This is a genomic window from Nocardia sp. JMUB6875 (assembly GCF_041154655.1).
GTDB lineage: Bacteria > Actinomycetota > Actinomycetes > Mycobacteriales > Mycobacteriaceae > Nocardia.
Genome location: NZ_BAAFGR010000075.1, coordinates 1 through 22,899 on the forward strand (window position 1 = coordinate 1; position 22,899 = coordinate 22,899).

The 22,899-nt window shown below is 70.1% G+C and carries 22 protein-coding genes and 1 tRNA gene; 2 read left to right on the forward strand and 21 right to left on the reverse strand.

Going from position 1 to position 22,899, the window contains the following annotated elements:
* Positions 1 to 277: 277 nt before the first annotated feature.
* Positions 278 to 350, forward strand: a tRNA-Ala gene (locus tag ACAM49_RS20295).
* Between the two features lie 75 nt (positions 351 to 425).
* Here the strand turns inward: ACAM49_RS20295 and ACAM49_RS20300 are convergent.
* Both ACAM49_RS20300 and ACAM49_RS20305 read right to left on the reverse strand, forming a co-directional pair.
* Complete coding sequence (locus tag ACAM49_RS20300) at positions 426 to 1,364, reverse strand: TIGR03564 family F420-dependent LLM class oxidoreductase (protein ID WP_369637105.1); 939 nt, start codon at positions 1,362 to 1,364, stop codon at positions 426 to 428.
* An 86-nt stretch (positions 1,365 to 1,450) separates the two neighbouring features.
* The gene (locus ACAM49_RS20305; RefSeq protein ID WP_369637106.1) at positions 1,451 to 1,954 is read right to left on the reverse strand and encodes a winged helix-turn-helix transcriptional regulator; all 504 of its coding nucleotides are present in this window, start codon (positions 1,952 to 1,954) and stop codon (positions 1,451 to 1,453) included.
* Between the two features lie 95 nt (positions 1,955 to 2,049).
* Between ACAM49_RS20305 and ACAM49_RS20310 the strand changes: the two genes are divergently transcribed.
* Positions 2,050 to 3,486, forward strand: a complete 1,437-nt coding sequence (locus tag ACAM49_RS20310) for a DHA2 family efflux MFS transporter permease subunit (RefSeq protein WP_369637107.1) — start codon at positions 2,050 to 2,052, stop codon at positions 3,484 to 3,486.
* Here ACAM49_RS20310 and ACAM49_RS20315 read toward each other — a convergent pair.
* The 19 genes from ACAM49_RS20315 to ACAM49_RS20405 form a co-directional block, all read right to left on the reverse strand.
* Positions 3,457 to 4,707, reverse strand: a complete 1,251-nt coding sequence (locus ACAM49_RS20315) for a DUF2786 domain-containing protein (protein WP_369637108.1) — start codon at positions 4,705 to 4,707, stop codon at positions 3,457 to 3,459. The two genes, ACAM49_RS20310 and ACAM49_RS20315, sit on opposite strands and share 30 nt — an antisense overlap.
* Before the next feature lie 44 nt (positions 4,708 to 4,751).
* Positions 4,752 to 5,381: a hypothetical protein gene (locus tag ACAM49_RS20320; protein WP_369637109.1), complete on the reverse strand. Its 630-nt coding sequence runs from the start codon at positions 5,379 to 5,381 to the stop codon at positions 4,752 to 4,754.
* Positions 5,382 to 5,449: 68 nt separating this feature from the next.
* Entirely contained in the window at positions 5,450 to 5,899 is a 450-nt protein-coding gene (locus ACAM49_RS20325) for a TIGR03618 family F420-dependent PPOX class oxidoreductase (RefSeq protein ID WP_369637110.1), read from the reverse strand.
* Complete coding sequence (locus ACAM49_RS20330) at positions 5,896 to 8,121, reverse strand: MMPL family transporter (RefSeq protein ID WP_369637111.1); 2,226 nt, start codon at positions 8,119 to 8,121, stop codon at positions 5,896 to 5,898. The genes ACAM49_RS20325 and ACAM49_RS20330 overlap by 4 nt, the downstream gene beginning before the upstream one ends.
* 5 nt (positions 8,122 to 8,126) lie before the next feature.
* Positions 8,127 to 9,059: an SDR family NAD(P)-dependent oxidoreductase gene (locus ACAM49_RS20335; RefSeq protein WP_369637112.1), complete on the reverse strand. Its 933-nt coding sequence runs from the start codon at positions 9,057 to 9,059 to the stop codon at positions 8,127 to 8,129.
* Positions 9,056 to 9,559, reverse strand: a complete 504-nt coding sequence (locus tag ACAM49_RS20340) for a DUF2505 domain-containing protein (RefSeq protein ID WP_369637113.1) — start codon at positions 9,557 to 9,559, stop codon at positions 9,056 to 9,058. Before ACAM49_RS20340 ends, ACAM49_RS20335 begins: the two co-directional genes overlap by 4 nt.
* 2 nt (positions 9,560 to 9,561) lie before the next feature.
* Positions 9,562 to 11,355, reverse strand: coding sequence for a BTAD domain-containing putative transcriptional regulator (locus ACAM49_RS20345; RefSeq protein WP_369637137.1), 1,794 nt, complete (start codon positions 11,353 to 11,355; stop codon positions 9,562 to 9,564).
* A 9-nt stretch (positions 11,356 to 11,364) separates the two neighbouring features.
* Positions 11,365 to 11,799 (reverse strand): DUF1772 domain-containing protein, encoded by a 435-nt coding sequence (locus ACAM49_RS20350; RefSeq protein ID WP_369637114.1) that lies wholly within the window; start codon positions 11,797 to 11,799, stop codon positions 11,365 to 11,367.
* Positions 11,800 to 11,994: 195 nt separating this feature from the next.
* The gene (locus ACAM49_RS20355; protein ID WP_369637115.1) at positions 11,995 to 12,402 is read right to left on the reverse strand and encodes a hypothetical protein; all 408 of its coding nucleotides are present in this window, start codon (positions 12,400 to 12,402) and stop codon (positions 11,995 to 11,997) included.
* Complete coding sequence (locus tag ACAM49_RS20360; RefSeq protein ID WP_369637116.1) at positions 12,392 to 13,357, reverse strand: NADP-dependent oxidoreductase; 966 nt, start codon at positions 13,355 to 13,357, stop codon at positions 12,392 to 12,394. The genes ACAM49_RS20355 and ACAM49_RS20360 overlap by 11 nt, the downstream gene beginning before the upstream one ends.
* A complete protein-coding gene (gene ubiG / locus ACAM49_RS20365; RefSeq protein ID WP_369637117.1) occupies positions 13,354 to 14,061 on the reverse strand; it encodes a bifunctional 2-polyprenyl-6-hydroxyphenol methylase/3-demethylubiquinol 3-O-methyltransferase UbiG in 708 nt (235 codons plus the stop codon). The genes ACAM49_RS20360 and ubiG overlap by 4 nt, the downstream gene beginning before the upstream one ends.
* Before the next feature lies 1 nt (position 14,062).
* A complete protein-coding gene (locus ACAM49_RS20370; RefSeq protein ID WP_369637118.1) occupies positions 14,063 to 15,286 on the reverse strand; it encodes an FAD-dependent oxidoreductase in 1,224 nt (407 codons plus the stop codon).
* Complete coding sequence (locus ACAM49_RS20375) at positions 15,283 to 15,816, reverse strand: ester cyclase (protein WP_369637119.1); 534 nt, start codon at positions 15,814 to 15,816, stop codon at positions 15,283 to 15,285. Before ACAM49_RS20375 ends, ACAM49_RS20370 begins: the two co-directional genes overlap by 4 nt.
* A complete protein-coding gene (locus ACAM49_RS20380; protein WP_369637120.1) occupies positions 15,803 to 16,927 on the reverse strand; it encodes a 3-oxoacyl-ACP synthase III family protein in 1,125 nt (374 codons plus the stop codon). The genes ACAM49_RS20375 and ACAM49_RS20380 overlap by 14 nt, the downstream gene beginning before the upstream one ends.
* 13 nt (positions 16,928 to 16,940) lie before the next feature.
* Entirely contained in the window at positions 16,941 to 19,421 is a 2,481-nt protein-coding gene (locus ACAM49_RS20385; protein WP_369637121.1) for a beta-ketoacyl synthase N-terminal-like domain-containing protein, read from the reverse strand.
* A gap of 18 nt (positions 19,422 to 19,439) precedes the next feature.
* Positions 19,440 to 20,714, reverse strand: a complete 1,275-nt coding sequence (locus ACAM49_RS20390) for a beta-ketoacyl synthase (RefSeq protein ID WP_369637122.1) — start codon at positions 20,712 to 20,714, stop codon at positions 19,440 to 19,442.
* Positions 20,711 to 21,145, reverse strand: a complete 435-nt coding sequence (locus tag ACAM49_RS20395) for a 3-hydroxyacyl-ACP dehydratase FabZ family protein (protein ID WP_369637123.1) — start codon at positions 21,143 to 21,145, stop codon at positions 20,711 to 20,713. The genes ACAM49_RS20390 and ACAM49_RS20395 overlap by 4 nt, the downstream gene beginning before the upstream one ends.
* The gene (locus tag ACAM49_RS20400) at positions 21,142 to 22,446 is read right to left on the reverse strand and encodes a beta-ketoacyl synthase (RefSeq protein ID WP_369637124.1); all 1,305 of its coding nucleotides are present in this window, start codon (positions 22,444 to 22,446) and stop codon (positions 21,142 to 21,144) included. Before ACAM49_RS20400 ends, ACAM49_RS20395 begins: the two co-directional genes overlap by 4 nt.
* A complete protein-coding gene (locus ACAM49_RS20405) occupies positions 22,446 to 22,895 on the reverse strand; it encodes a hypothetical protein (RefSeq protein ID WP_369637125.1) in 450 nt (149 codons plus the stop codon). The genes ACAM49_RS20400 and ACAM49_RS20405 overlap by 1 nt, the downstream gene beginning before the upstream one ends.
* Between the last annotated feature and the right edge of the window lie 4 nt (positions 22,896 to 22,899).

The following is a 22,899-nucleotide window of genomic DNA, read 5'->3' on the forward strand; positions in this document are numbered from 1 at the left end:
CGGCATTCCCGGCCCGGTGCCGCCGATACACCTCCCGCACCGCTGTGATCTCCGCCGCCTGTGCGAACGCCGCCGCTCCATGTGCCCGCCGCGCCGCGTCGATCAGCTCCTCGTCGCCCATCGCCTCCACCTCTCGGCTATCGAACATGCGTTCGAGCCTACCTCGAGAAGATCGCCGTCACCACCCTCTATCCAGGCGATTTGGTTTGTCGGACACCCGTCGTGTAACTTCGTTCAAGCAAGCGGGGCAACGCCCGGCGAGCAAAGAACTGAACACGGGGCTATGGCGCAGCTGGTAGCGCACCACACTGGCAGTGTGGGGGTCAGGGGTTCGAGTCCCCTTAGCTCCACTTCACCGAGAGGGCCGGTATCGCATCGAGCGATACCGGCCCTCTCGGCATTTTCGGGCCGCCGTGTTCCCGGTGTCAGCTTCGCCCGCCGATCGGGGCGGTTCGGTCGGCGGTGAGGTGGCCGGCTAGGGACCAGGTGCGGAGTTCGTCTTCCGGGGTGCTCAGGTCGGTGCTGGTGAGGACGACTTCGGTGGCGCCGGCCTCGTAGTAGCGGTGGATGGCGGCGGCCACGGTTCCCTCGTCGCCGATGATGGCCAGATCGGCGGCGCGGGTGGCGTTTTCCAGGTCGAGGACGCGGCGGTAGGAGGGGACGCGTTCGTAGAAGGAGAGTCGCTCGATCGCGGTGGCGCGGGCGCGGTCGGGGTCGGCGGTGACCACGGCGGGGACGAAGGCGACGATGCGCGGGGTGGTCGAGGAGGCGCGGGTGAGGGCCGGAACGATCTGTGAGCTCAGGGTTTTGGGGCCGGCGAGGTAGGGGAGGGCGCCGTCGGCGAGTTCGCCGGTGACGCGCAGGGCTTGCGGGCCCATGGCGGCCACCAGGACCGGGATTCGCGGGTGTGCGCCGGGGACGGTCGTGGGCAGGGATGGGGTGGCGGTCAGGAGTTCGCCGCGGAATTCCGTGGGCTCGTTGTCGAGCAATTGCCGGATGGCGGTGAGGAATTCGCGCAGCCGGGTGATCGGCCGCTCGAACTCGGTCCCGAACGCCCCGGCCACCAGGGCCGAACCGAGCGCCAGGCCGAGGTGATAGCGGCCGTGGGTCGCGGCCTGCGCGGTCTGCGCCTGCGAGGAGACGAGCAGCGGGTGGCGGCCGATCACGGGAATGGCCGAGGTCCCGACCTGCAGGCCGGGCACCTCCCGCCCCACGATCGCCGCCAGCGTCGGCGAGTCGTAATCCATCCGCTGCCCCAGCCACACCGCCCCCACGCCGAGTTCGTGGGCCGACCGGGCCTGGGCCACGACCGCGTCGACATAGTTGTCCGCATTCGTCGCGGCGAGCGCGATTCCGAGAGTCATGCCTTGGGCAACCCGCCTGCGTACGCGGCTGTTCCCATGAAATCAGGCTGAGCGCAACGGCATTCGTGGACGGACGTGGCCGCCTATCAAGTGAGTCCGTGCTCCCGCTGCATCCGCAGCAGGATATCGGCGCGGTCGGTGGGCATGCCCGGGCCCGGGACGGCCCGGATCTCGGCGGGATCGTGCACGGTCCCGCAGCGGGCGCAGACGGTTTGCGGGGTCAATTCGGATCCGCAGACGGTATGGCGGTATTGGAGCGGAGGTCCGTCCGGTGCTGCCCATTCGTCGCCCCAGGCGGTGAGCGCGATAAGCGCGGGTGCGAGGGCGCGGCCCTTGTCGGTCAGCACGTACTCGAACAGTTCGGGCTGTTCGGAGTACCTGTGCCGCTGCATGATCCCGTGCTCGACGAAGCCGTCGAGGCGGTTGCGCAGGATATTGGTGGCGATGCCGAGGTTGCGCTGGAAGTCGGTGAACCGCGTCGAGCCGGCGAAGAGGGCGTCGCGCACGATCAGCAGGCTCCAGCGCTCGCCGACCAGCTCGAGGGTGCGGGCGATCGAGCAAACCTGGGAGTCATAGGTTTTGCCGAGCATGAATCAAGTGTACCTGCGTGCTTGCGTCATGCAATCGGCCCGGCCTATGCTCACTTGCATCATGCAAGCGCCTCGGGTGGAAGGACCTGCGCATCATGAATCCCAGCATCGAAACCTCGAAACCCCCTGCCGCGCACCAGGTCTGGACTCTCGTCCTGGCCTCGTTCGGCGTATTCATGACCTCCCTCGACACGCTCGTCGTGTCGAGTTCGCTTCCGGCGCTGCGCAGCAGCCTGCACGCCGGCCTCGGCGACCTGGAATGGACCGTCAACGCCTACAACCTGTCCTTCGCCTGTCTGCTGCTGACCGGCGCGGCGCTCGGCGATCGCTACGGTCGTCGCCGGATGTACTGGATCGGACTGCTCGCCTTCACCCTCGCCTCCGCGCTGGCGGCGCTGTCACCCACCATCGGCGCGCTCATCGCCGCGCGGGCCCTGCAGGGCGCGGCCGCGGCGATCGTGACCCCGATGACCCTGACCCTGATCAGCGCGGCGTTCCCCGCCGACAAGCGCGGCACCGCCATCGGAATCTGGGGCGGCGTCACGGGATTGGCGGTGGCCGCCGGTCCGGTGGTCGGCGGCGCCATCGTCGGCGGACTGAGCTGGCAGTGGATCTTCTGGCTCAATGTCCCCATCGGCCTGCTGCTGGTCCCGCTCGCCGCCACCCGCCTGACCGAAAGCCACGGTCCGCGAACACAACTCGACATCATCGGCCTGATCCTGGCCGCGGCCGGATTCTTCGGCATCACCTGGGCCCTCGTGCGCGTCGCCGACATCGGCTGGGGCGCAACGGAAACCGTCCTCACGCTGACCGCCGGGCTGCTGCTGGTGGCGGCCTTCCTGGGCTGGGAGCGCCGCAGTCGCACCCCGATGCTCTCGCGCGAGCTGTTCCGGTCCCGCACCTTCGTCACCACCAACGCCTACAGCTTCTTCATGTGGGCGTCGCTGTTCGGTGTGCTGTTCCTGATCATGCAGTTCCTGCAGACCGCCCTGGGATATTCGCCCCTGGCCGCCGGTCTGCGCACCCTGCCCTGGACGGCCGCGCCGCTGGTGATCGCGCCCCTCGCGGGCGCCCTCGCCGACCGGTACGGCAACAAGCCGTTCATGCTCCTCGGCCTCACCCTGGAAGCGGCCGGATTGGGCTGGCTGGCCGCCATTGCCGAACCCGGCATGAGCTACGCCCAACTCGGACCGGCCCTGGCCGTGGCGGGCATCGGCATCTCGTTCTGCTTCCCGACCGTCGCCAATGCCGTCATCGGCTCGGTGCCGCCCGCCGAGATGGGTATCGCGTCCGGAACCAACAGCGCGATTCGCGAAATCGGCGGCGTCTTCGGCATTGCCGTGCTCGCCACGGTCTTCAACCATCCCGGCGTCTACGACTCGCCCCGGGTGTTCATCGACCACTTCAGCCGATCCGTCTGGCTCGGTGCGGCTTTCGCCGTGCTCGGCGTGCTCGCCGCCGCGCTGCTGCGTGAGCGTCCGGCCGGGACCGAGGCCGTTCGGCTACCGGTCGAGCGGGCGTTGCCGGTCTAGGCGGGCGCGGTTGGCGGCGGCGCGGCCGGCGTCCCAGCCTTCGGCACTCCGAATCGTCACGCCCCGATTGCGGGCCTGCGGGAACAGGGTGTCGAAGGCGGCGTCGACCGCGAGTTGATGCGAGGCCAGCACCGGCAGCAGGCGTTCCGGATCGGGGGATTCGGCGATGGTGGCGGCGGAGGCGGCCTCGAGCCGCTCGCCGATACGGGTGGCGTAGGCGACGAGGAACGACTTACGGAAGGCCCGGCTGCGGGCCTCGTCATTGTCGAGGTTCTGATTGCCGGTGGCGATCATCGCCCGGGTGGCCTGCACCAGCAGTGAAGTGGTCAGCAGTTCGATGGCTTCCAGGTCCGCGTCGTCGCCGACGATCGTCACGAAACCCCACGCCGAAGCGAAGATGGCGCGACTGCGATTGGCCTTGGCGACCACGTCGATGAGCAGCGCCTTGGCATCGACATACGGGGTGTCGAGCCAAATGCGCCGGGCCCCGGGCAGATCGAGGACGGAGGCCTCGGCCTCGACCAGCACCCGATCGAGCGCGTACTTGGTCATCAGCTCCTGCGCCTTGGCCGAAAGCGCCTCTGCCTCTTCGGGAAACGAGGTCGACTCGGCCTTGGCGAGCAGGCCGCGCACCCGGCCGAGCACCTTCTCGTCGACGTGCTGGTGCGGGTCGGCGGTCGGCCGCGCCGAGCCGGGCAGCGGCCGGATGAGCTCCAGCTTCGGCAGCAGCAGCAACAGTGCCAGCGCCTCGATGACGGTGGTGAGCGCCTCGGTCCGGGTCAGCATGTGCTTGGCGGTCCATTGCGCGAAATACGGTGTGGCGTCCGACCACCAGACCTCGGCGCGCAGCTCGCGGAGTTGCGCGGCCCAGGTCTCGTCGATGGTGTCCGGCGCGAATGGCCGGATGTAATCGGCCATCACATCGATCAGGAACCCGATCGCGAACTCGTCGGCCCGGCGCAGCGCGGCCTGATGGATGTCCGCGGGCAGCCAGCCGTTCTGGAAGATCGCCGTGATGAGTTGCCTGCCCGCCAGCTGCGCCGCGTGCTCGATCTCAGCCTCGCGCGCATCGCCCCGGACGATCTTGGTCGCGGCGCGCTGGGCGACAACCGAATCGCCGCGCGGCGTCTTCTTCCGCGCCCCGCGCTTGGCCGACTCCATCGCGGCGGTCGCGATCGCGGCGGCGATTTCCTGCGCGGTCGGTTGTCCGGTCACGACCATCGACCCTATCGGGCGCCGTGAAATTGACCCCGGGGGCGCCTGTACTAGAGCGTGCCGTTCTCGATGTCGCGCTTCAGCGCCGCCTGATACGCCCGATGCGAGGACGCCCCGTTGTCCGCGGTGAATCCGATCAGCAGCGGATTCGCCGTGAACGTGATGTGCTCGTTCACCGTCGTGGTCCCGTTCCCGTTGTCGGTGAACGTGATCTTCTGATGCGTGATGACATCGGGGTTGTCGTAGCTGTCGGTCAGGTAGTAGTGCTGGGCCGGGAACAGCCGCTGCTCGGCCTGCGTCTTGGCCGGGTAGTCCACCGATCCCATCGGAACGTTCTCCAGCGCCGTGAAATCGATGGTCTGCATGACCCCGTCATCGCAGGTCCGGTGCGTGATGATGTCCTTCAGGAACGGATGCCGCCCGATATCGTTGCGCAGGTTCGAATACACCGCCCACACCTTGGCCAGCGGCGCGTTGATGGTGATCGGCAGATCGACCGTACGCGTGGTCGCCCCGGAGGACGGACTCTTCTCCGCGACCTGGTAGGCGGCCCAGCCGGTTTGCCAGCCCGCCGTGTAGGAGTTCGGGGTATCGGTACAGGTCGGTGCGGAATCCGCTTGCGCTACCGGCGAACCTGTCGCGAACGACAGGGCCAAGGCGCATCCCACAAGGTAATTCACGCGCGGACTGTAACGTGTTATCGCATCATTCCGCGCGCCCGGCCCTGATCTTGATATGAAATCGTGGCTCAGCCCAGCGCCACGGAACGCCGGAACGGCTCGACCCCGACGGTCCGGTGAATGTGATCGGGCTCGATCACCACCATGACCCGGGTCTCGCCGTCCACCAGCCAGGGAAACTTCTCCGTGCCGAGGTACTTCTGGGCCAGCCGATCCATGCACTCCACGGCTTCCCGCCCCGCCACGAACCCCACCGCGCGCCCGCGAATCTCCATGCGGTCGTATCGGTTCTCCTCGTCCATGCAGCACAGCGACAGCCGCGGATCGCGGCGCAGATTCTCCTCCTTGACCCGCCCCGCCGAGGTGTCGATGACGATCCGCTCCACGCCGTCGATCACCTCGAGCCCGGCCCACATCGGGCTGAGCTGCGGATAACCGTCCCCGTTGAGCGTGCCCATCACCCAGAATCGCGGCTCGCTCAGCCAGCGGCGGGCGACGTCGTCCAGTTCTACCGTCATATCGATCCCCTTCTCATGGAGTCTCGATTGTCGGTCGCGGCAAGGTGATTCACGGAAATTTCGCGACGGTGAGTCACGCCCGGCGCCCACCAGTTGAGCCCGCCCATGGCCCGCATGAGCGCGGGCACCAGAATTGTGCGGATCACCGTCGCGTCGACCAGCACCGCCAGGGTCAGCCCCAGCCCGAAGAGCTGGACGAACGAGACCCCCGCGAACACCATGCCGACGAAGGCGATGGCCAGCAGGGCTGCCGCGGCCGTGAATATCCGTGCGGTGCGGGCGATTCCGACGGCGACCGCGCGCGAGGTCTCCCCGGATTCGAGATACTCCTCCCGAATCCGCGACAGCAGGAACACCTCGTAGTCCATGGACACCCCGAAGGCCAGGCAGAACATCAGGATCGGCATGGTCGGCACCAGATACCCGGTCGGCGTGAATCCCAGTGCGCCCGAGAGGTGTCCGTCCTGGAAGACCCACACCATCGCCCCGAAGGTGGCCGCCAGCGACAGTACGGTCAGCACCAGCGCCTTGAGGGGCAGCACCACGCTGCGGGTGAACACCAGCAGCACCAGGAACATCGACACCGCGATCATGGTCAGCGCCAGTGGGATTCGCGCCGCCAGCGTCGCGACCGAGTCCGCGTTGCGGGCGGCGGATCCGCCGAAGTGCACCCGTCCCGGCGCGGGCACGGCGCGCAGCCGGTCGAGCTGGGTGGTCGACGCCGTCGAATACGGGTCGAGGCGGGTGCCGATCCGCAGGTAGGTTCCCGAGTCCCCGACGAGCGCGGATTGCGGTCCGGCCACCCGTAATCCGCCGGCGTAGGCCCCGGCGCCGGACAGCACCGAGGTGACGTCGGGAACCTGGGACAGCGCCTTCGCGTAGTCGCCGACCGCCGCGACATCGCCGTGGTCGTCGGGCAGGATCGCGAGAATGCCCGCGGTCAGGTTCTCGGAGAACCCGGTCCGGGACGCGTCGCCGACATCGCGGCTGGACCCCGACGCCAGCACCCGGTCGTCGGCCCAGCCGAAACGCACACCGAGGAACGGCGATCCGAGCAGCAGCAGGATCGCCACCACCGCGGTGATCGCGAGCACGGGCCGCCGCATGACGCCCATGGCGAAGCGGTACCAGCGGTCCCGCTCGACGGGCACCGGCACCGGGTCCGGCCGTCCGAGACGACGGCGCAGGTAGCGCCGCACATCCCAGGCGTCGACCCGGGAACCCATGAGCGCCAGCGCCGCGGGCAGCACCAGCAGCGTGGTGAACACCGCCGCCGCCAGCACCGCCAACCCCGCGTAGGCGAACGAGCGCAGGAAGTACAGCGGAAACACCAGCAGCGCCGACAGCGAAAGCGCCACGGTCAGACCGGAATACAGCACCGTGCGCCCGGCCGTGCGCACGGTTCGGACTACAGCCTCACCGGTGTCCGCGCCCGCCGCCAGCTCCTCCCGGAACCGGCTCACCATGAACAGGCTGGAGTCCAGCGCCACCGCGAACCCGAGCGCGGTCGTCATGTTCAACGCGAAGATCGACACGTGCCCGACCGCGGCCAGCCCGCGCAGTACCGCCAGCGCCGCGCCGATGGTCACCACGCCCACGAGCAGCGGCAGCATGGACGCGATCAGGCTGCCGAATACCAGGACCAGGGCGATTCCCGCCAGCGGCACGGCAATCGACTCGATGAGCACCAGGTCGAGGGTCACCTGACGGCTCATCTGGGCGAGCGCGACCGCCTCGCCACCCGCCTCGATCTCGACCCCGTCGCGGGTTCCGTTGTACTTCTTCGCGACTGCGTCGGCGATCTTGGGCGCGGCGGTGTCGTCGCCGCGCGCGAAGGCCACGATGACCGCGCTGTCCTTGTCCTTGCTGCGCAGCGCCGGTCGCATCTCGGTTGCGACGCTCCAATACGACTGCACGCCTTGCAGATCCGGATTCGCCCGCAGTTCGTCGGTGAGCTGCTGCCCGACCGCGGTGGCGGCCGGACCGTCGATGCCGCCGGCCGCGGTGAGCAGCAGCACGACATTCGGTGCGGCGCCGGGGAAGTGGTCTTCCAGATACCGGTCCACCCGGGTCGATTCGGAGTTCGGCGCTTGGAAACCACCGGACTGCAGGTGCATCGGCGCGGACCCGCCGACCGCGTAGCAGAGCACCGCGACCAATCCCGCCACCACCAGCACGGCCCGGGCGCGGCGCTGAGCGAAGAGCGCGATTCGAGTCAGCATGTCGCTCACCGTCTTTCGCGGGGCGGCACGCCGCGCGCGGCCCGGACCAGATCCTCGGAGACCCGCCAGAGCTCGGCGGCCCGCAGCTCGTCGTAGGACTCCGGCGCGCTGGGCACCTCGTCCGCGCCCGTGAAGTACTTGCCGGTGGTGTCGGTGAGTTCGGTCCCGGTGGTCAGCCACGCCAGCGCGGCGGCCGAGCTGGTGACGGTGCGCGCGATGGGCATGAGCCGGATGAGAACCGGTGCGAGGGCGCGGAATCCGATCCGCGCGACCGCCGGATAGTTGCGCGACAGCCCGGTCTGCGGCATCAGCCCGGGATCGAAGGCATTGGCCGTGACGCCCCGGTCCCGCCAGCGCCGCGCGAGCTCGTAGGTGAAGTAGACATTGGCGAGTTTGCTGGTGGCATAACGGATTCGGCCGTCCGCCCCAGCCTCGCCCTGTGCCTCGGGATCGGCCAGCTGCCGCGGGTCACGCCACCGCGGCGCGGGGAAACCCATCGACTTGCGCGGCCCCTGATGCACATCGCTGGACACCACCACGACCCGCGAACCCGGCCCGAGCAGCTCCGCGCACCCGGTGACCAGCGCGAAATGCGCGAGATGATTGACGGCGAAGGTGAGTTCGTAGCCGTCGGCGGAGGTCCGCACGCCGTCCACGATCTGCAGCCCGGCATTGCACACCACCGCGCCGAGCCGCGGCTGCTCGCGCCCGCGCAGCGTCGCCACGGCCTTGCCGACCGAATCGAGTGAGGAGAGTTCCAGTTCGAGCAGCTCGATCCGGGCATCGGGCGCGTACTCCCGGATCCGCCGCACGGCCGTATCCGCCAGTGCCGCATCGCGATACCCGAGGATCAGGGGAACGGCCTTGGCGGCCAGCCGTTTCGCGCTCTCCAGCCCGAGGCCCGAGGTCGCGCCGGTGATCAGGACGGGATCGCTCATCGCGCGTTCTCCAGCCACTTCAGCGTGAACTCGTCGATGGCGGCGGCGGTGGTCGCGAACGTCTTGCCCATATCGGCCTCGATCATCCTGCCGACCAAGGGAACTCGCGCCTCGATCGATCCGGTCATGGTGAACTCGCAGCCGCCGTCGGTGCGCCGCACCAGCAGATCGGCGGCCAGGGAGATGGTCATGCCCTCCACCTGCCCCTGCATGCGTCCGCGGGCCACGCCGTCCTCGGGCGCGGACCAGGTCTCGCTGTAGCTGTAGCGCACGCCCTTGGGCCGGAATTTGGCGGCCGGGCCGGGCAGCGCGGAGGCCGGGATGACGGTGTTCACCGTGACCACCGACAGCCCGTCGGGGGCGTCGAAGTCGACCAACTCCGCGTCGGGGCCGTCGATTTCGCGAATCCGCTGCTCCCAGTAGTCGCGCGAGCCGAGCGCGCGATGGAACAGGGTGTCCGGGTACGGGTAGGGGGTCGTGTGGTGGACGGGACGCGCCATGATCAGTCTCCGAGGTTCTTGGCGTAGATGCGGTGGATGTCGAGCATTCGGTAGCGGGTGCGGTCCGCGTCGTCGCGGCCGACCTCGGACAGCAGGTAGGCGTCGACCAGCCGGTCCAGCGCGTCCTCGACCTCGTCGGCGCTGAGTTCGGCCGATGCCGGTGCGGTGAAATCGGTTCCGGCCGGGATCTCGCGACCGAGCGACCGGAACAGCCCCGCGGCGGTGGGGTCCAGGCGGTCGAAGGTGAGGTCGAGGCTCGCGCGCATGTCGAGGGCCTGGTAGGACACCACCTCCAGGCGACGCTGTTCATCGCTGATCCGGGCGAGCATGTGGGCGAAGGTCCAATGCGGGCGCGTGGTCATGCGGCAGGCGACCGCGCGCAGGGCGAGCGGAATGCCCGAGCAGTGGTCGGCGACCGTCCCGGCGTCCTCCCATTCGGGCAGCACCCGTGCCCGCCCGACGGTGGCGACCAGCATCTGGAGGCCCTGCGTGCGGGACAGCTCGTGGAGCACGAAGGTGCGAACGGTGGTGAGCGCCAACGCGAATCGGCTGGTGATCAACGCGGTCCCGACACCTCCCGGCGGCAGCAGCGGGATCACCTGGGATTCGGTCGCGGCATTGTCCAGAATCACCAGCACCCGCCGGTGCGCGAGCCGCGCCCGGTACAGATTGACGCGCTCGGCCAGCGACTTCGGCATGGCGTCGGCGGGAATGCCGAGCGCGGTGAGCAGTCGGCCGAGCACCGTCTCCGGGGTGGTGCTCGGACCTTCCGCCAGGTCCGCGTACAGCAGTCCTTCGGGGAACCGGTCGCGCAGGCAGTCGGCGGCCTGCAGGACCAGCGCCGTCTTGCCGACCCCGGCGCCGCCGGTCACCAACACCGGGCGCGGGGACGGGTCGTCGGTCAGCATGCCGGTCAGCGTCGCCAATTCGGTGTCGCGGCCGCTGAATCCGAGCGGCGCGAGCGGCAGGGTATCGGGCGCGACGGTCGCGCGATGCCCGGCGGATTCGGTGCGGACGGTGTACGGCGGGAAGCCGTCCGGCTCGGGCAGCTCGCCGCGCAGGATGCGGCTGTGCAGATCCCGCATCCCCGGGCTCGGGTCAGCGCCCAGCTCGTCGGCGATCAGCCGTCGCGCCAGCTCGAACTGCCGCAGCGCCTGCGCGGTCTCGCCATTGAGGAAGTAGGCGCGAATCAGCCGCTCCTGCAACCCTTCCACCAGTGGCTCCTCCAGCAGCGCGGTGTGCAGGCGGCTGATGACCAGCGAATGATTGCCGCGCCGGATCTCCGCGTCGGCCCAGTCGGCGGTGACCTCGTGCTTGAGTCGGTGCAGGGATTCGCTGAGCCGCCGGGCCCATTCGCTGTCCAGGCCGGTCATGGCGCTGCCGTTCCACAGGTTCAGGCCCGCGGCCAGCCGCTCGACCCGATCGGGATCGTCGATATCAGTGGCGCGGGCGCGATCGACCAGATCCATGAAGTGCCACAGGTCCACCGATTCCGGCGGCGTGGACAGCATGTATCCGGCGGGACCGCGGTGCACCTGAACCGGTTCCGCACCCGCGCCGGCGGTCGCCTCGGTGAGCAGCCCGCGCAGCCGGGCGACGTAGGTGTAGACGGCGTCGCGCGCGGCGACCGGCGGGGAATCGCCCCAGACCCGGTCGATCAGGGTGTCGATCGACAGCGGCCGTCCCGAATCCACCAGCAGCGCGGCCATCAGGCTGCACTGCCGGGGCGGACCGAGGTCCACGATCTTGCCGTGGACATGCAGCTGCACCGGTCCCAGGAGTTTGAACTGAATCATGGCCACGCCTTACACCGCGAGCGCCGCGAGAAATAGTGCGATCAGGGCGATTCCCTGCAGGACGACGCGGACCACGATGACGCTGTCCCAGGTGCGCTGCAGCTCCCGGACGTCACCGGGGACCTGGTCGGCCACCGCCGCGGCGGTGAGTTCCTTGTTGACCGGCGCGCTGACCCGGGCGTAGATGGCGAGCCAAATGCCCAGTGCCACAACGGCGGCCGCTGAGAGGACGCCGGTGGTCGCCTTACCGTCCAGGAAGGCGACCCCGGCGGCGATCACCGCCGCGCCCACCCCGATCGCGCCCGGTATCGGCATGCGCTTGTCGGCGACTTCGTGGATGCGACCGGTGGTGGCGGTCAACGCGCGGTCGTCGATGCGGGCCAGCGCCGAGCGCAGCACCAGGGCGCAGAAAAAATCCGTCCCGTAGACCACCGCTGTCGTCATAATTGAAATTCCTATGGCGGACAGTAAGAAAAAATTCATGGGAAGAATCCTCGGCGTGGATTAATGTCGCAAGGTGTGGGGGTCCAAGTATGTTTCACATTGCGGCACAACAGGGTTCATCAAACTGTGATTGTCACGATGGCCAGTTTTGGCCCGGTCGGGTCTGTGATCGGATATAAGCCGAGACGGCCGGTCTTATTCGCGCAATGCGACGGCAACCATAATTCCGCCCGCTAATCCGGCCGCCGTCAGCAACTCCCAGGTATCCGGCGGTCCGGTGATGCCGAGGCGGCCGCGTTTGTTCAGGGTCACCGTGGCGTCCACCATTTCCAGGGCCACCCCGAGAACGAACCAGTGCCGCACCGGATGTCCGCGCCGCAACGACCAGATCGTGCCCAGCCCGATCACCACGTCCCGGGTGCCGAACGCGCGGGTGGGCAGCGAGGACGCGGTCTCGTCGTATTCGCCGGACCAGGATTTCGCGACGGCCGCGGGCCGGGTGAGCATGCCGGCGCCGATGGCGATCCGGGCCAGCGCCTGCGACCACGCCATCTGCCGCACCATCCCCTGGATGCGGCGGGCAAGCATCGAATTACCGTTCATCGTAAGGGTTTTCCTCCGAGCAGGCCGCCGTGTCCACGGCGACCACGACCTTTCCCCGCGCATGCCCGCCTTGACTGAGCAGGTGCGCCTGCGCCGCCTCGGGCAGCGGGTAGACCGCGCCGACCGGCACCCGGAACACGCCCTTGCCCGCGAGCGCCGCCACGATCGGCAGGTCACCGGTGTCGGGTCGGGTGAAGACGTACGCGCCGCCGAGCTCGCGGGCCTTGGGATCGACCACCGAGGCGAAGCGGCCGTGCGGCGCGAGCAACGGCAGCACCGTGCGCTGGATGCGCTTGCCGACCGCGTCGAGCAGCACGTCGACCCCGCCGGGCGCGAGCGCGCGCACCGAATCGGCCAGTCCCACCGCGTAATTCACCGGTTCCGCGCCCAGTTCGCGCAGGAAGGCGTGATTGCGGTCGCTGGCGGTGCCGATCACCCGCGCGCCCAGGTGCACCGCCAGCTGCACCGCGACACTGCCGACGCCGCCCGCCGCGCCGTGCACCAGCACCGTCTCCCCGCGCCGCACATCCAGCACGCGGACCAGGGCCTGATAGGAGGTGAGCGCGGCCAGCGGCATGGCCGCGGCCTCGGCCCAGCCCAGATTCGGCGGCTTGTGCGCGAGCGCGCGCACCGGGGCGGGCATGACCTCGGCGAAGGCGCCGCGGCTCAAATAGTCCTCGCGGACGCAGCCGACGACGTGGTCGCCGACCGCGAATTCGGTGACGCCGATGCCGATCTCGCGCACCACCCCGGACACGTCGGCGCCCGGGACGATCGGGAACACGGTGTCGGCGAAGGGATCGAGGTAGCCCTCGCGGGCCTTCCAGTCGATCGGGTTGACCGCGGCGGCCTTGACGTCGAGCAGCACCCCGTCCAGCGCCATCTTCGGCACCGGGAGGTCGCCGTACTCGAGGACCGACGCGTCGCCGTAGCGGCGATAGAAGACCGCCTTCACGACTTCACCGCCGCGCCGATGTAGGTGGCCGACAGATCCGCGGTGGTGAACATGATCAGATCGCCGCCGGGCCGCTTGCCGAGAATGGTCAGCCCGCGCTGCTTGGCCAGCGGGGTCAGCCCGGCCGCGTCGAGGTGGCGGCGCAGTTCGGCGGGCTTGATGAACTGGTGGTGATGGTGGGTGCCGCGGGCCACCATGCCGGTGAGGTACTCCGGGATCCAGATCATCACGACGCGGGCCAGGAAGGTGCGATTGATGGTGTCGTAGCAGAAGATTCCGCCGGGGCGCAGCACCCGGGCGATCTCGCGCACCGCCTGTCCCGGATCGTCGACGTGCTCGAGCACGTCCACGCAGGTGACGACATCGAAGGCGGCGTCCGGATAGGGCAGGGCCTCGGCCCGGCCCACCGAGTACTCGATGGCCTGGCCGGTGGCCTCGGCGTGCGCGCGGGCAGCGGCGACCAGGCGGGCCGACGGGTCCATTCCGCTCACCACGGCCCCGCGCCCGGCCAGGAATTCGGTGGTGAAGCCGCCGCCGCAACCGACGTCGAGGACCTTCTTGCCCGTCCAGTCCTTGACGAACCGGTCGAAGTATTCGAAGCGCGGGCGCTGGAAGGAGGTGAGGCCCTTCATGGCGGAGTCGTCGTCCCACCAGGATTCGGCGAAGTCGCCGAAGAAGTCGCGTTCGGTCTGGGTTTGCTTCATGTCATGCTCCGTCTGTCTGAAAACTCTTGTCCGGCAGGGGGTTCGCTGGGGTTCGCCAGCGGGTGGCGTAGGCGATCTGGTCGCGTTCGGCGATGCGGAACACCAGCTGCGGCCACACCGCGCGCATGCCGAGCTCCCGCAGGCGGATGAGCAGGGGATGCTCGAGCGCGCCGAGGACGCCGATGCGATGCGCGATGCGTTGCAGCCCGGCGGTGCGGGCGCGGCGCTGTTTCTCATAGCGGCGCAACGCGTTCCGGGGATCGGTGGTGGCCAGTTCCTCGGCGAGCACGAGGGCGTCCTCGAGCGCCTGGCACGCGCCCTGGCCGATATTGAAGGTGATGGGGTGGGCGGCGTCGCCGAGCAGGGTGACCCGGCCCGTTCCCCAGCGCCGGTCCGGTGCCCGGTCCAGGACGTCGCCGCGGATGATGGCCTCGGGCGGGGTGGCCGCCAGGATGTCGTCGATGGGCGGCATCCAGCCGTGATGGCGCTCGCGCAGCATCGCCCGGACGTCTCCCGAATCATGGCCTCCCGGCGCGCCGTTGGCGACGCTCATCCAGTGCACGACGCCGGGGGCGACGTCGTAGAAGGTGAATCGGGTGCCGGGCCCGAACAGGGCGTAGAAGGTGCCCGGCGGGATCTTCTCGTGTCGCAGTTCGGCTTTGCCGCGCCAGGCGATGTAGCCGGTGAAGCGCGGCGGTTCGGCGCCGAGCAGCCCGGTCCGGACCGCGCCGTGGATGCCATCCGCGCCGATGAGAATGTCGCCGCGCACGCGTTCGCCGTCGGACAGTTCCGCGGTCACGCCGTCGCTGTCCTGCTCGAAGCCGACAACCGCTGCACCCGTGCGGATCTCGGCGTCATCGGCGTAGGCCGCGACCGCCGCGCTGAGCACCCGGTGCAGTACCGAGCGTTCGACCGCGATGGTCGGGCAGCCGTACTTCTCGATGAAGCCGCCGACCGGCCACGCGCCGAACAGGTCGCCGCGCCAGGTGCCGAAGTGCGTGATGTGCTGCACCGGTGCGGTTTCCAGCACCTCGTCCAGGACTCCGAGCCGCTGCAGCGCGATGGTGCCGTTGGTCCAGATGTGCAGTCCCGCGCCGCCGTCGCGCAGGTCGGTGGCCCGCTCGAACACCCGCACCCGAATTCCGCGCTGCCGCAACGCGAGTGCCGCGGCCAGCCCGCCGATCCCGCCGCCGGAGATCAGCACGGTGAGCGGCGCGGCCGTCATGGCTGGTCCGTCAGCGCGGAGGCGGCGGCCGCCAGCTCCGCGAGATCCATGCCGCCGCCGCGGCGACGGCCCTTGCGGGCCAGCGCGCCCGACATCAGCCAGCCCAGGCCCAGCGCCTCGAGCATGGAGGATTCGACGCCGATGCCCCAGCGTTCGGCGATCAGGCCGCCGGCCAGCCGCCACACCACGACGCCGCGGAATTCGATCCGCTCGCCGGTGGGGTCCATGCCGAGGAATTCACCGGTGAAGGTGCCGCGCCAGGTGTTGTGGATGACCACGTAGTCGGCGTGCGCGGACAGCGCCTCGATGGTGACGTGCAGGTCCGGAAAGCCCTGGCGCAGACCGGCGATCGTGTACTTGACGCCCTCGGTGCCGTGCGGCGCGCCGGGCAGCGGCTGATGGTCGACCATGTCCGGGGCGTAGATCTCGTCGACGACGGAGAAGTCGCCCTGGTTGACGAACTCGTCGAATACGCGCCGGATGATGCGGGTGTTGTACTCGGGGGTGAAAACCGGGTCAGGCGTGGACATTCGTGGCCTCCGGAGCGGGGGCTTCCCAGCGCAGCGACAGTCCGGCGTAGAGGTAGCGGCTGGCCTCCACGGCCAGCAGCAGCACCCGGTCGCCCGGCCGGACCCGGCCCTGCACCCAGCCGTCGTCGAGGGCCAGCGGCACGGCCGCCGAACCGGTAGCGCCGACGGTGGCCAGGTTCTCCACGATGTTCTTGGCCAGCACCGCCTGGTCCTCGGGAGAGACTCCGGCGGCGTCGAATTCGGCCGTGAAGTAGTCGGCATTGCCCTCGGGCAGCACGCAGGCGTCGATCTGCGCGACGGTGAGCCCGGTCCGCGCCAACATGTCCTTCATGCCCGCCACGAAGACCTGCGGCCCGAAGGTGGCGGTCCCGTTGACGTCGAGCTTCATCTCGACCAGGCGCTCGCGCTTGGCCTGATCGAACACCGGCGCGTGGGTGCCGCCGCCGACGATCTGCATGCCGGGCTTGCGGTCACCGCCCAGACAGGCGGTGGCGAACTGGAATTCGCCCTCCGGATCGGCGCTGCCCGGTTCCCCGGCGCGCAGCACGACCGCCCCGGCCCCGTCGCCGAAGGAGTTGATGACCAGCCGGTCGCGCATGCGGACCAGCTCCGGGTCGATTCCCAGGTACATCGGAACCAGCAGCGGGGAGATCGATTCCGCGCCGATCACCACGGCCGTGCGGTAGGTGCCGTCGGCGAGCATGCGGCGCGCGTAGTCCAGGCCCTGCACGAAACCCGTACAGGCGGCCCGGAATTCGATCGAGGCGCAGTGCGCCAGACCCAGCTGCTCCTGCACATAGGTGACCGTCGCGGGCAGCTGGTATTCGGGGCTGGCCGAGGACACCACCAGCAGATCCACCTCCGCCGGTTCGATGTCCGCGCGGGCCAGGGCGCGGCGCGCGGCGGTGGTGGCCATGGCGTTGGTGCCGGTGTTGTGCTTGCCGGTGTCCGGATCGATCATCCAATGCCGTTGGCGTACTTGGATATTGTCGAGCACCTCGGCGGGCATGGGCCCGCACAGGCGCTCGAGGGTGGCGTTGTCGATCGGGTCGCCGGGCAGGAAGGAGCCGGTGGACAGGATCGAGACGTGACGTGGTTCGGGCATCGGCATGGGTTGTCTCCGTTCAGAATTGGGGTTCCGCGGCGGGCTGCCGCAGCACGAAGGCGGTGTGGGTGCCGCCCAAGGACGAGGCGTTGATCAGCACCGGGCCGAGGTCCGCACCGTGTGACCACGAGGTGATGGCGAGCGCGGCCGCCAGCTGCGCGCCCGCGCCGATGGGATCGCCGAACACGCGCTTCGGCTCGTGCCGGGCACATGCTGGGTTCAGGCCGAGTCGATCGATGGCCCGGCGCTCGGGGCCGTCCACCGCGGGCAGATCCGCCGCGCCGGCCCAAACCGCGGTCAGGTCGGAGGGTTCCACTCCGGACGCGGCGAGCGCGTCGCGCATCGCCCGCTCCACCCCGTTCCCGCGGGGATCCCACCGAGCGATGCCGAGCGCGTCGCAGGTGGTGGCGTAACCCGCGAGCACGGCCAGCGGCGTGACTCCCCGCGCCTGCGCCGTCGAGGCCCGCTCCAGCAGCAGCGTGACACTGCCCTCGGCGAGAAGGAAGTCGCGGCCGTGTCGACCGGTGAACGGTCCCGCGCCTCGGTAGGCGTCGAGCGCGTAGGGCGAGAGCTCGTCCGCCCCGGTACACAGCACGGCATCGGCTCGCCCAGCCCGCAACAGATCGAAGGCGGTCCCGAGAGCGGCCGCACCCGCGCTGTGACCCGAGGTAAGGGTCGACGTCGGCCCCTTCGCGCCCAACACCATCGCCACCTGCCCGGCTGCCGCATTGAACACGGTGTTGGGGAAGATCGCCGGATTGCCTTGCAGCGGACCGCCCGTCACCGTCGGTTCGAAGAACCGGGAGATGCTGCTCATCGGCCCGACACCGGTGCCGAGCACCACGCCGACGTGCTCGTCCGCGCTGAGCCCGGCCGCGATGAGTGCCCCTTCGCTCGTCGCCACGGCCAACTGACCGAGCCGGTCCATGCGCCGTCGTGCCTTGGGTGGAATGGTCGTGCCCGGGTCGGTGCCCACTCGCACCACCCGCAGCCCATGGTGCGATTCGGAAACGCCCGCCCCGGCCTGCCATGCGGCCCAGAGCTGCTCGACGTCAGCCGCCTCGCCGATGAGGACGCCCACCCCGGTCACGACCACCTCGTCGAACTTGTCGGCCCCGGTAGCCGCGTCGGCGATGTCGACCACCCCGGCTCGGACATCCGACCCGGCGGGGCTGCTCGCTGCTCGAACAGGCTCGCCCTGAGCTTCGGCGGGCCGCCCGTACACGACACAGGCGTTGGCCCCGGCGAAGGCGAAATTGTTCGAGGCGGCGACCCGCATGGGCAGTGCGCGGCCCTCGTTCGGCGCGGGATCCAACCCGCACGCCGGGTCGGTCTCCGCGAAACCCGCTGTCGGCGGGATTATTTCGTCGCGCAGGCCGAGGATCGTCACAATGGCCTCCACCGCGCCCGCCGCGCCGAGCAGGTGGCCGATCATGGACTTCGTGCTACTGAGCACCACGCCCTCGGCCGCCTCGCCGAGCGCCGCGCGCACCGCATTGCTCTCCGCCGAATCGTTCTTCGGCGTGCCGGTGCCGTGCCCGTTGATATAGGGCACGTCCGCGGGCGTGAGTCCCGCGCTGTCGATGGCGGCCCGGATGGCCCGGGCCGCGCCCGCGCCCTGCGGATGCGGGGCGGTGGCGTGGTAGCCGTCGGCGGACATGCCGTAGCCGAGCACCTCGGCGATGATCGGCGCACCGGCCGCCGCGGCCACCTCGGCGGAGGTCAGCACCATCATGCCCGCGCCCGCGCCGAGCGAAAGTCCGTCGCGGTCGCGAGAATACGGCCGCGCCGGGCGCGAGGACAGCGACTCCACGCTGTTGAATCCGTAGTAGGCCATCTCGCTGAGCGCGTCGCTGCCGCCGACCAGCATGGCGTCCGCGCGCCCGGCCCGGATCTGCTCGACGGCGTGGGCCAGCGCGTGCGCACTGGACGCGCACGCCGTATTGACCGACAGCACCGGGCCTTTGAGCCCGAAGGCCGCGCTGAGCGCCTCCGCGCAGAACTGCGGGGAGACCAGCAGCAGATGCCGGTCGTCGCCCAGGCCGAGCTGTTCCGCGCCGACCGCGCGCCCGGCCTCGACGGCCCGCCGCACCGCCAGCTCGGCGCTGCGAATCCCGCTGTTGCAGCTGCCGAACGCCACCCCCCAGCGCTGCGCGGGCAGGGCGTCGGGGCGCGGTGGCGCGCCGTCCTCCAGCACGCCCAGTCCCGCGCCCGCCATGGCCTCCTCGGCGGCGATGAGCGCGTAGTCGATGGCGGGTTCGGGTTCGGTGAGGCCCAGCGGGGTGAGGTAGTCGTACTTGGGGCGCGGTGCGTCGAGGATCTCGCCGCCGATGGCCGCGGGCAGCCCGGCGACGGCGAACTCGCGCAGCGGCCGGATCGCCACCTCGCCGCCGCGAACCCGCTGCCACAGTTCCTCCGCACCGACGCCGTGCGCGGTGATCGCGCCGAGCGAGGTGATCACGATGCGCCGGTGCGGCGCGAGACGGTGGGTTTCGTGCATGGCCGAAAGTCCTGTCGATCAGTTCGAGTGGGTGAGGGCGAGGGCCACGGCCTGGCCCTCCAGACCGCGGGCCAGGGCCAGCGCGGTCCGCGGCCGGGACGGCCGGGCGGCACCGGCGACGATGTCCAGATCGCAACCGGGAGCGGGTGTTTCATGATTGGCGGTGGCGGGAACCACGCCGGAATCCAGGGCGAGCGCGGCGAGTGCGGCATTGAGCGCGCCCGCGCCGCCGACCAGATGGCCGGTCTGGGGTTTGACGCTGGTCACCGCGGCCCGGGCGGCTCCGTCACCGAGCGCGGTCTGCAATGCCCGCACCTCGCTGGTGTCGCCGAGCGCGGTGGCGCAGCCGTGGGAGAACACGCAATCCGCTTGTACCACAGCGGCATCGGACATACTCGCCGAGATCGCGCGGGCCAGCCCGCGGCCGTCCGGCGCGGAGGCGGGCGGGCGCACGCAGTCGTTGCCCATGCCGTAGCCCGCGAGTTCGGCGTAGATGTGCGCACCGCGCCCCACCGCCCGGTCGCGGTCCTCGAGGATGAGAATGGCCGCGCCGTCACCGATGACCGATCCGCTGTGCTCCCGGTCGAAGGGCCGGAAAGCCTTGACGTCCAGCTCGTTTCGCGGTGACAGCACGCCGAGCCCGTCCAGTTTCGACATCGCCCACCAGTTGGTGGCGTCGTCGTAACCGCCCGCGACGGCGAGGTCGGCCTCCCCGCGGCGAATGGCGCGCATCGCCCGCCCGATCGCCGTGGCCCCGGAATCGGCCGCACCCGCGTAGAAGGCATTGGGTCCGCGCAGCCCGAACAGCGACGAGATGTGATAGGTCCCGCCGTTCTGCAGGCCCTCCACGTACGCCAGCGGCGGCACGATCGAGCGGGCCAGCTCGCCGAGCTTGCGCATATCCGGTCCGCCGTCCGCGCCGCGAATGGCCTCCATATCGGCGATGGAGTCATCGCGCTGGCAGATGTCCTTGTTCCCACCGAGATACAGGGCGGTGCGGTGGCCGAGGTCGCGTTCCTCGAGGCCCGCATCGCGCATGGCGAGGGTGGCCGCCGCGACGCCGTACTGGTCGCCGCGGGTGGAGGTGCGCATGGATCGCGGTGACAGGAACCGGCTCGGGTCGAAGTCCGGAATCTCCGCGCCGAGCCGGGTGCGCAGCGGCGACGGGTCGTAGGCGCGCAGCGGCCCGATGGCGGTGCGGCCCGCCACCAGCGCGTCCCAGGTCTCGCGCGCGCCCTCGCCGAGCGCGGTGACCAGGCCGATGCCGGTGATCACCACGCGCCGCCCGGTCACGACTTCACCCCGCGTGCCAGGCGCAGGTTCTTGATGGCGGCGACGAGCCGCCCGTCCACCGTGGCGGCGGCGCGCCAAATCGATTCCGCCGGATCCGATTCGGCACCGACCTTTTCGACGGTGAGCCGCACCTGATCACCCGGCGTCACGAAGCGCCGGAACCGCATTCCCTCCGCCACCCGCAACCGCAGCAGCGGATCCTCGGCCGCGAGCACGGCCAGCGCGATCAGGCTCTCGGTCAGCAGCACACCCGGCAGGATGGGGCGACGCGGGAAATGGGTGTCGAAGAACGGCAGGGTGCCGGTCACGTTCAGCAGGGCCTCGGCGCGAATTCCCGGACTCACCTCCAGGATTCGATCGAAGCCCGGCGTGCCGATGCCCGCGGCGGGCAGATCGGCGAGCAGGGCGGGCACTGCGGTGGACGCGGTCATGGCAGCTCCTCGGGTGTGCCCACCACGAGGCAGGTATTGGAACCGCCGAACGCGAGGGCATTGATCATGGCCGCGCGCACCGGCATGGCGCGCGCTCGATGGGGGACGTAGTCGAGATCCAGTGCCCGGTCCGGGGTGTCGAGATTCAACGTCGGCGGCACCACCGAATCCCGCAGCGCGCCAACGGCGGCCAGCAGATTCAGCGCCGCCGCGGCGGCGGTCAGATGCCCGGTCATGGATTTGGGTGAGGACACCACCAGCCGGTAGGCGTCATCGCCGAACACCTTCTTGATGGCGCGGGTCTCGGAGACGTCATTGCCCGGCGTGCTGGTGCCGTGCGCGGCGATGAAGTCGATATTGCCCGTCCCCAAACCGGATTCGCCGAGCGCGGACTCCATGGCCTCGATCGCGCCCGACCCGTCCGGCGGCGAATCGGTGATGCGCCAGGCGTTCATGGTGGAGCCGTAGCCGAGCAGTTCGGCCAGGATCGGCGCACCCCGCCGCAGCGCGGTCTCCAGATCCTCCAGCACGAACGCCACCGCGCCCTCGCCGATGACGAATCCGCTGCGGTCGGCGTCGAAGGGCCGCGACGCCTTGGCCGGATTGTCGTTGTAGCGCACGGTCATCGCGCCCAGCAGGCCGAATCCGAGAATGTCGGCCCAGGTGGTGAGCGAGTCGTAGCCGCCCGCCACCATCATGGCGGCATCGCCCTCCTGGATCAGCCGGAACGCCTCGCCCAGCGCGTGCCCGGAGCCCGCGCAGGCGGTGTGAATGCCGACCATGGGCCCGGTCGCGCCCACCAGGCGCACCATGGCGTTGAGCGCCAGGTTCTGGTTCCCGGTCAGTGTCGCCGACGGTGCGGGCGGCACGAAGGCATCGGGTTGCCCGGTGCGGGAACGTAATTCGGAGATCTTCAGGACGTGCTTCAGATCCGGGCGGCCCACGCTCGCGCCCATGGCCACACCGCGCTCGGCGGCCGGATACGGGTCCTCGGCCGACGGATCGAGGTCCGCCGACCGCAGGGCCTCGCCGACCGCGGCCAGTCCGAACAACCCCGGCCGCGACATCCACCGGCGATCGGCGGCGGCCGGGACGGCGGTGTCCGGATCGAAGGAGCCGGGCACCAGCCCGGCGATCCGTACCGGGAAGGTGGTGCAGTCGAAGGTGGTGAGCGGCCCGATGGCATTGCGGCCCGCCATCATTCCGGCCCAGGTGCTCGGCGCGTCGACGCCCAGCGGGGTGACCGCCCCGACGCCGGTCACGGCGACCCGCCGCAGTCCGGCCGCATTCGTGGCGCGCATCAGACCAGCTCCTCGCCCAGCAGCTGGCGCGCCATCCGCTCGGTGTCGGCCGGATCGTCGAGCCGGTCGGCCTCGATGAGCGCGCACATGATGTTGTGGGCGAACAGGATTCGCTCGCCCTCGACCTCGATCCAGCCGTCCACCACCGCCGCCTCCGGCGTCGCGTGCACCACCTGGGCCGTCATGCGCAGCACGTCGCCGGGCACGGCGTCGCGGTACACGGTCACCTCGCCGACGGTGAGCAGCGCCGCGCGGCGGGTGTGGCCCGAGCTCAGCAGCACCAGCCAGGCGCCCGCCTGGCACAGCGCCTCCAGCGCCAGACCGAAGGGCAGCACCGGGCCGGCGGCGGAGGGCTGCCAGACGTTCTCGTAGACCGAGGTGAGTTTGCGAGCGGTGATGTGCTGCAACGTTTCCCAGGACTCGATCCGGTCGATGAGATGAAATCGCATGGCA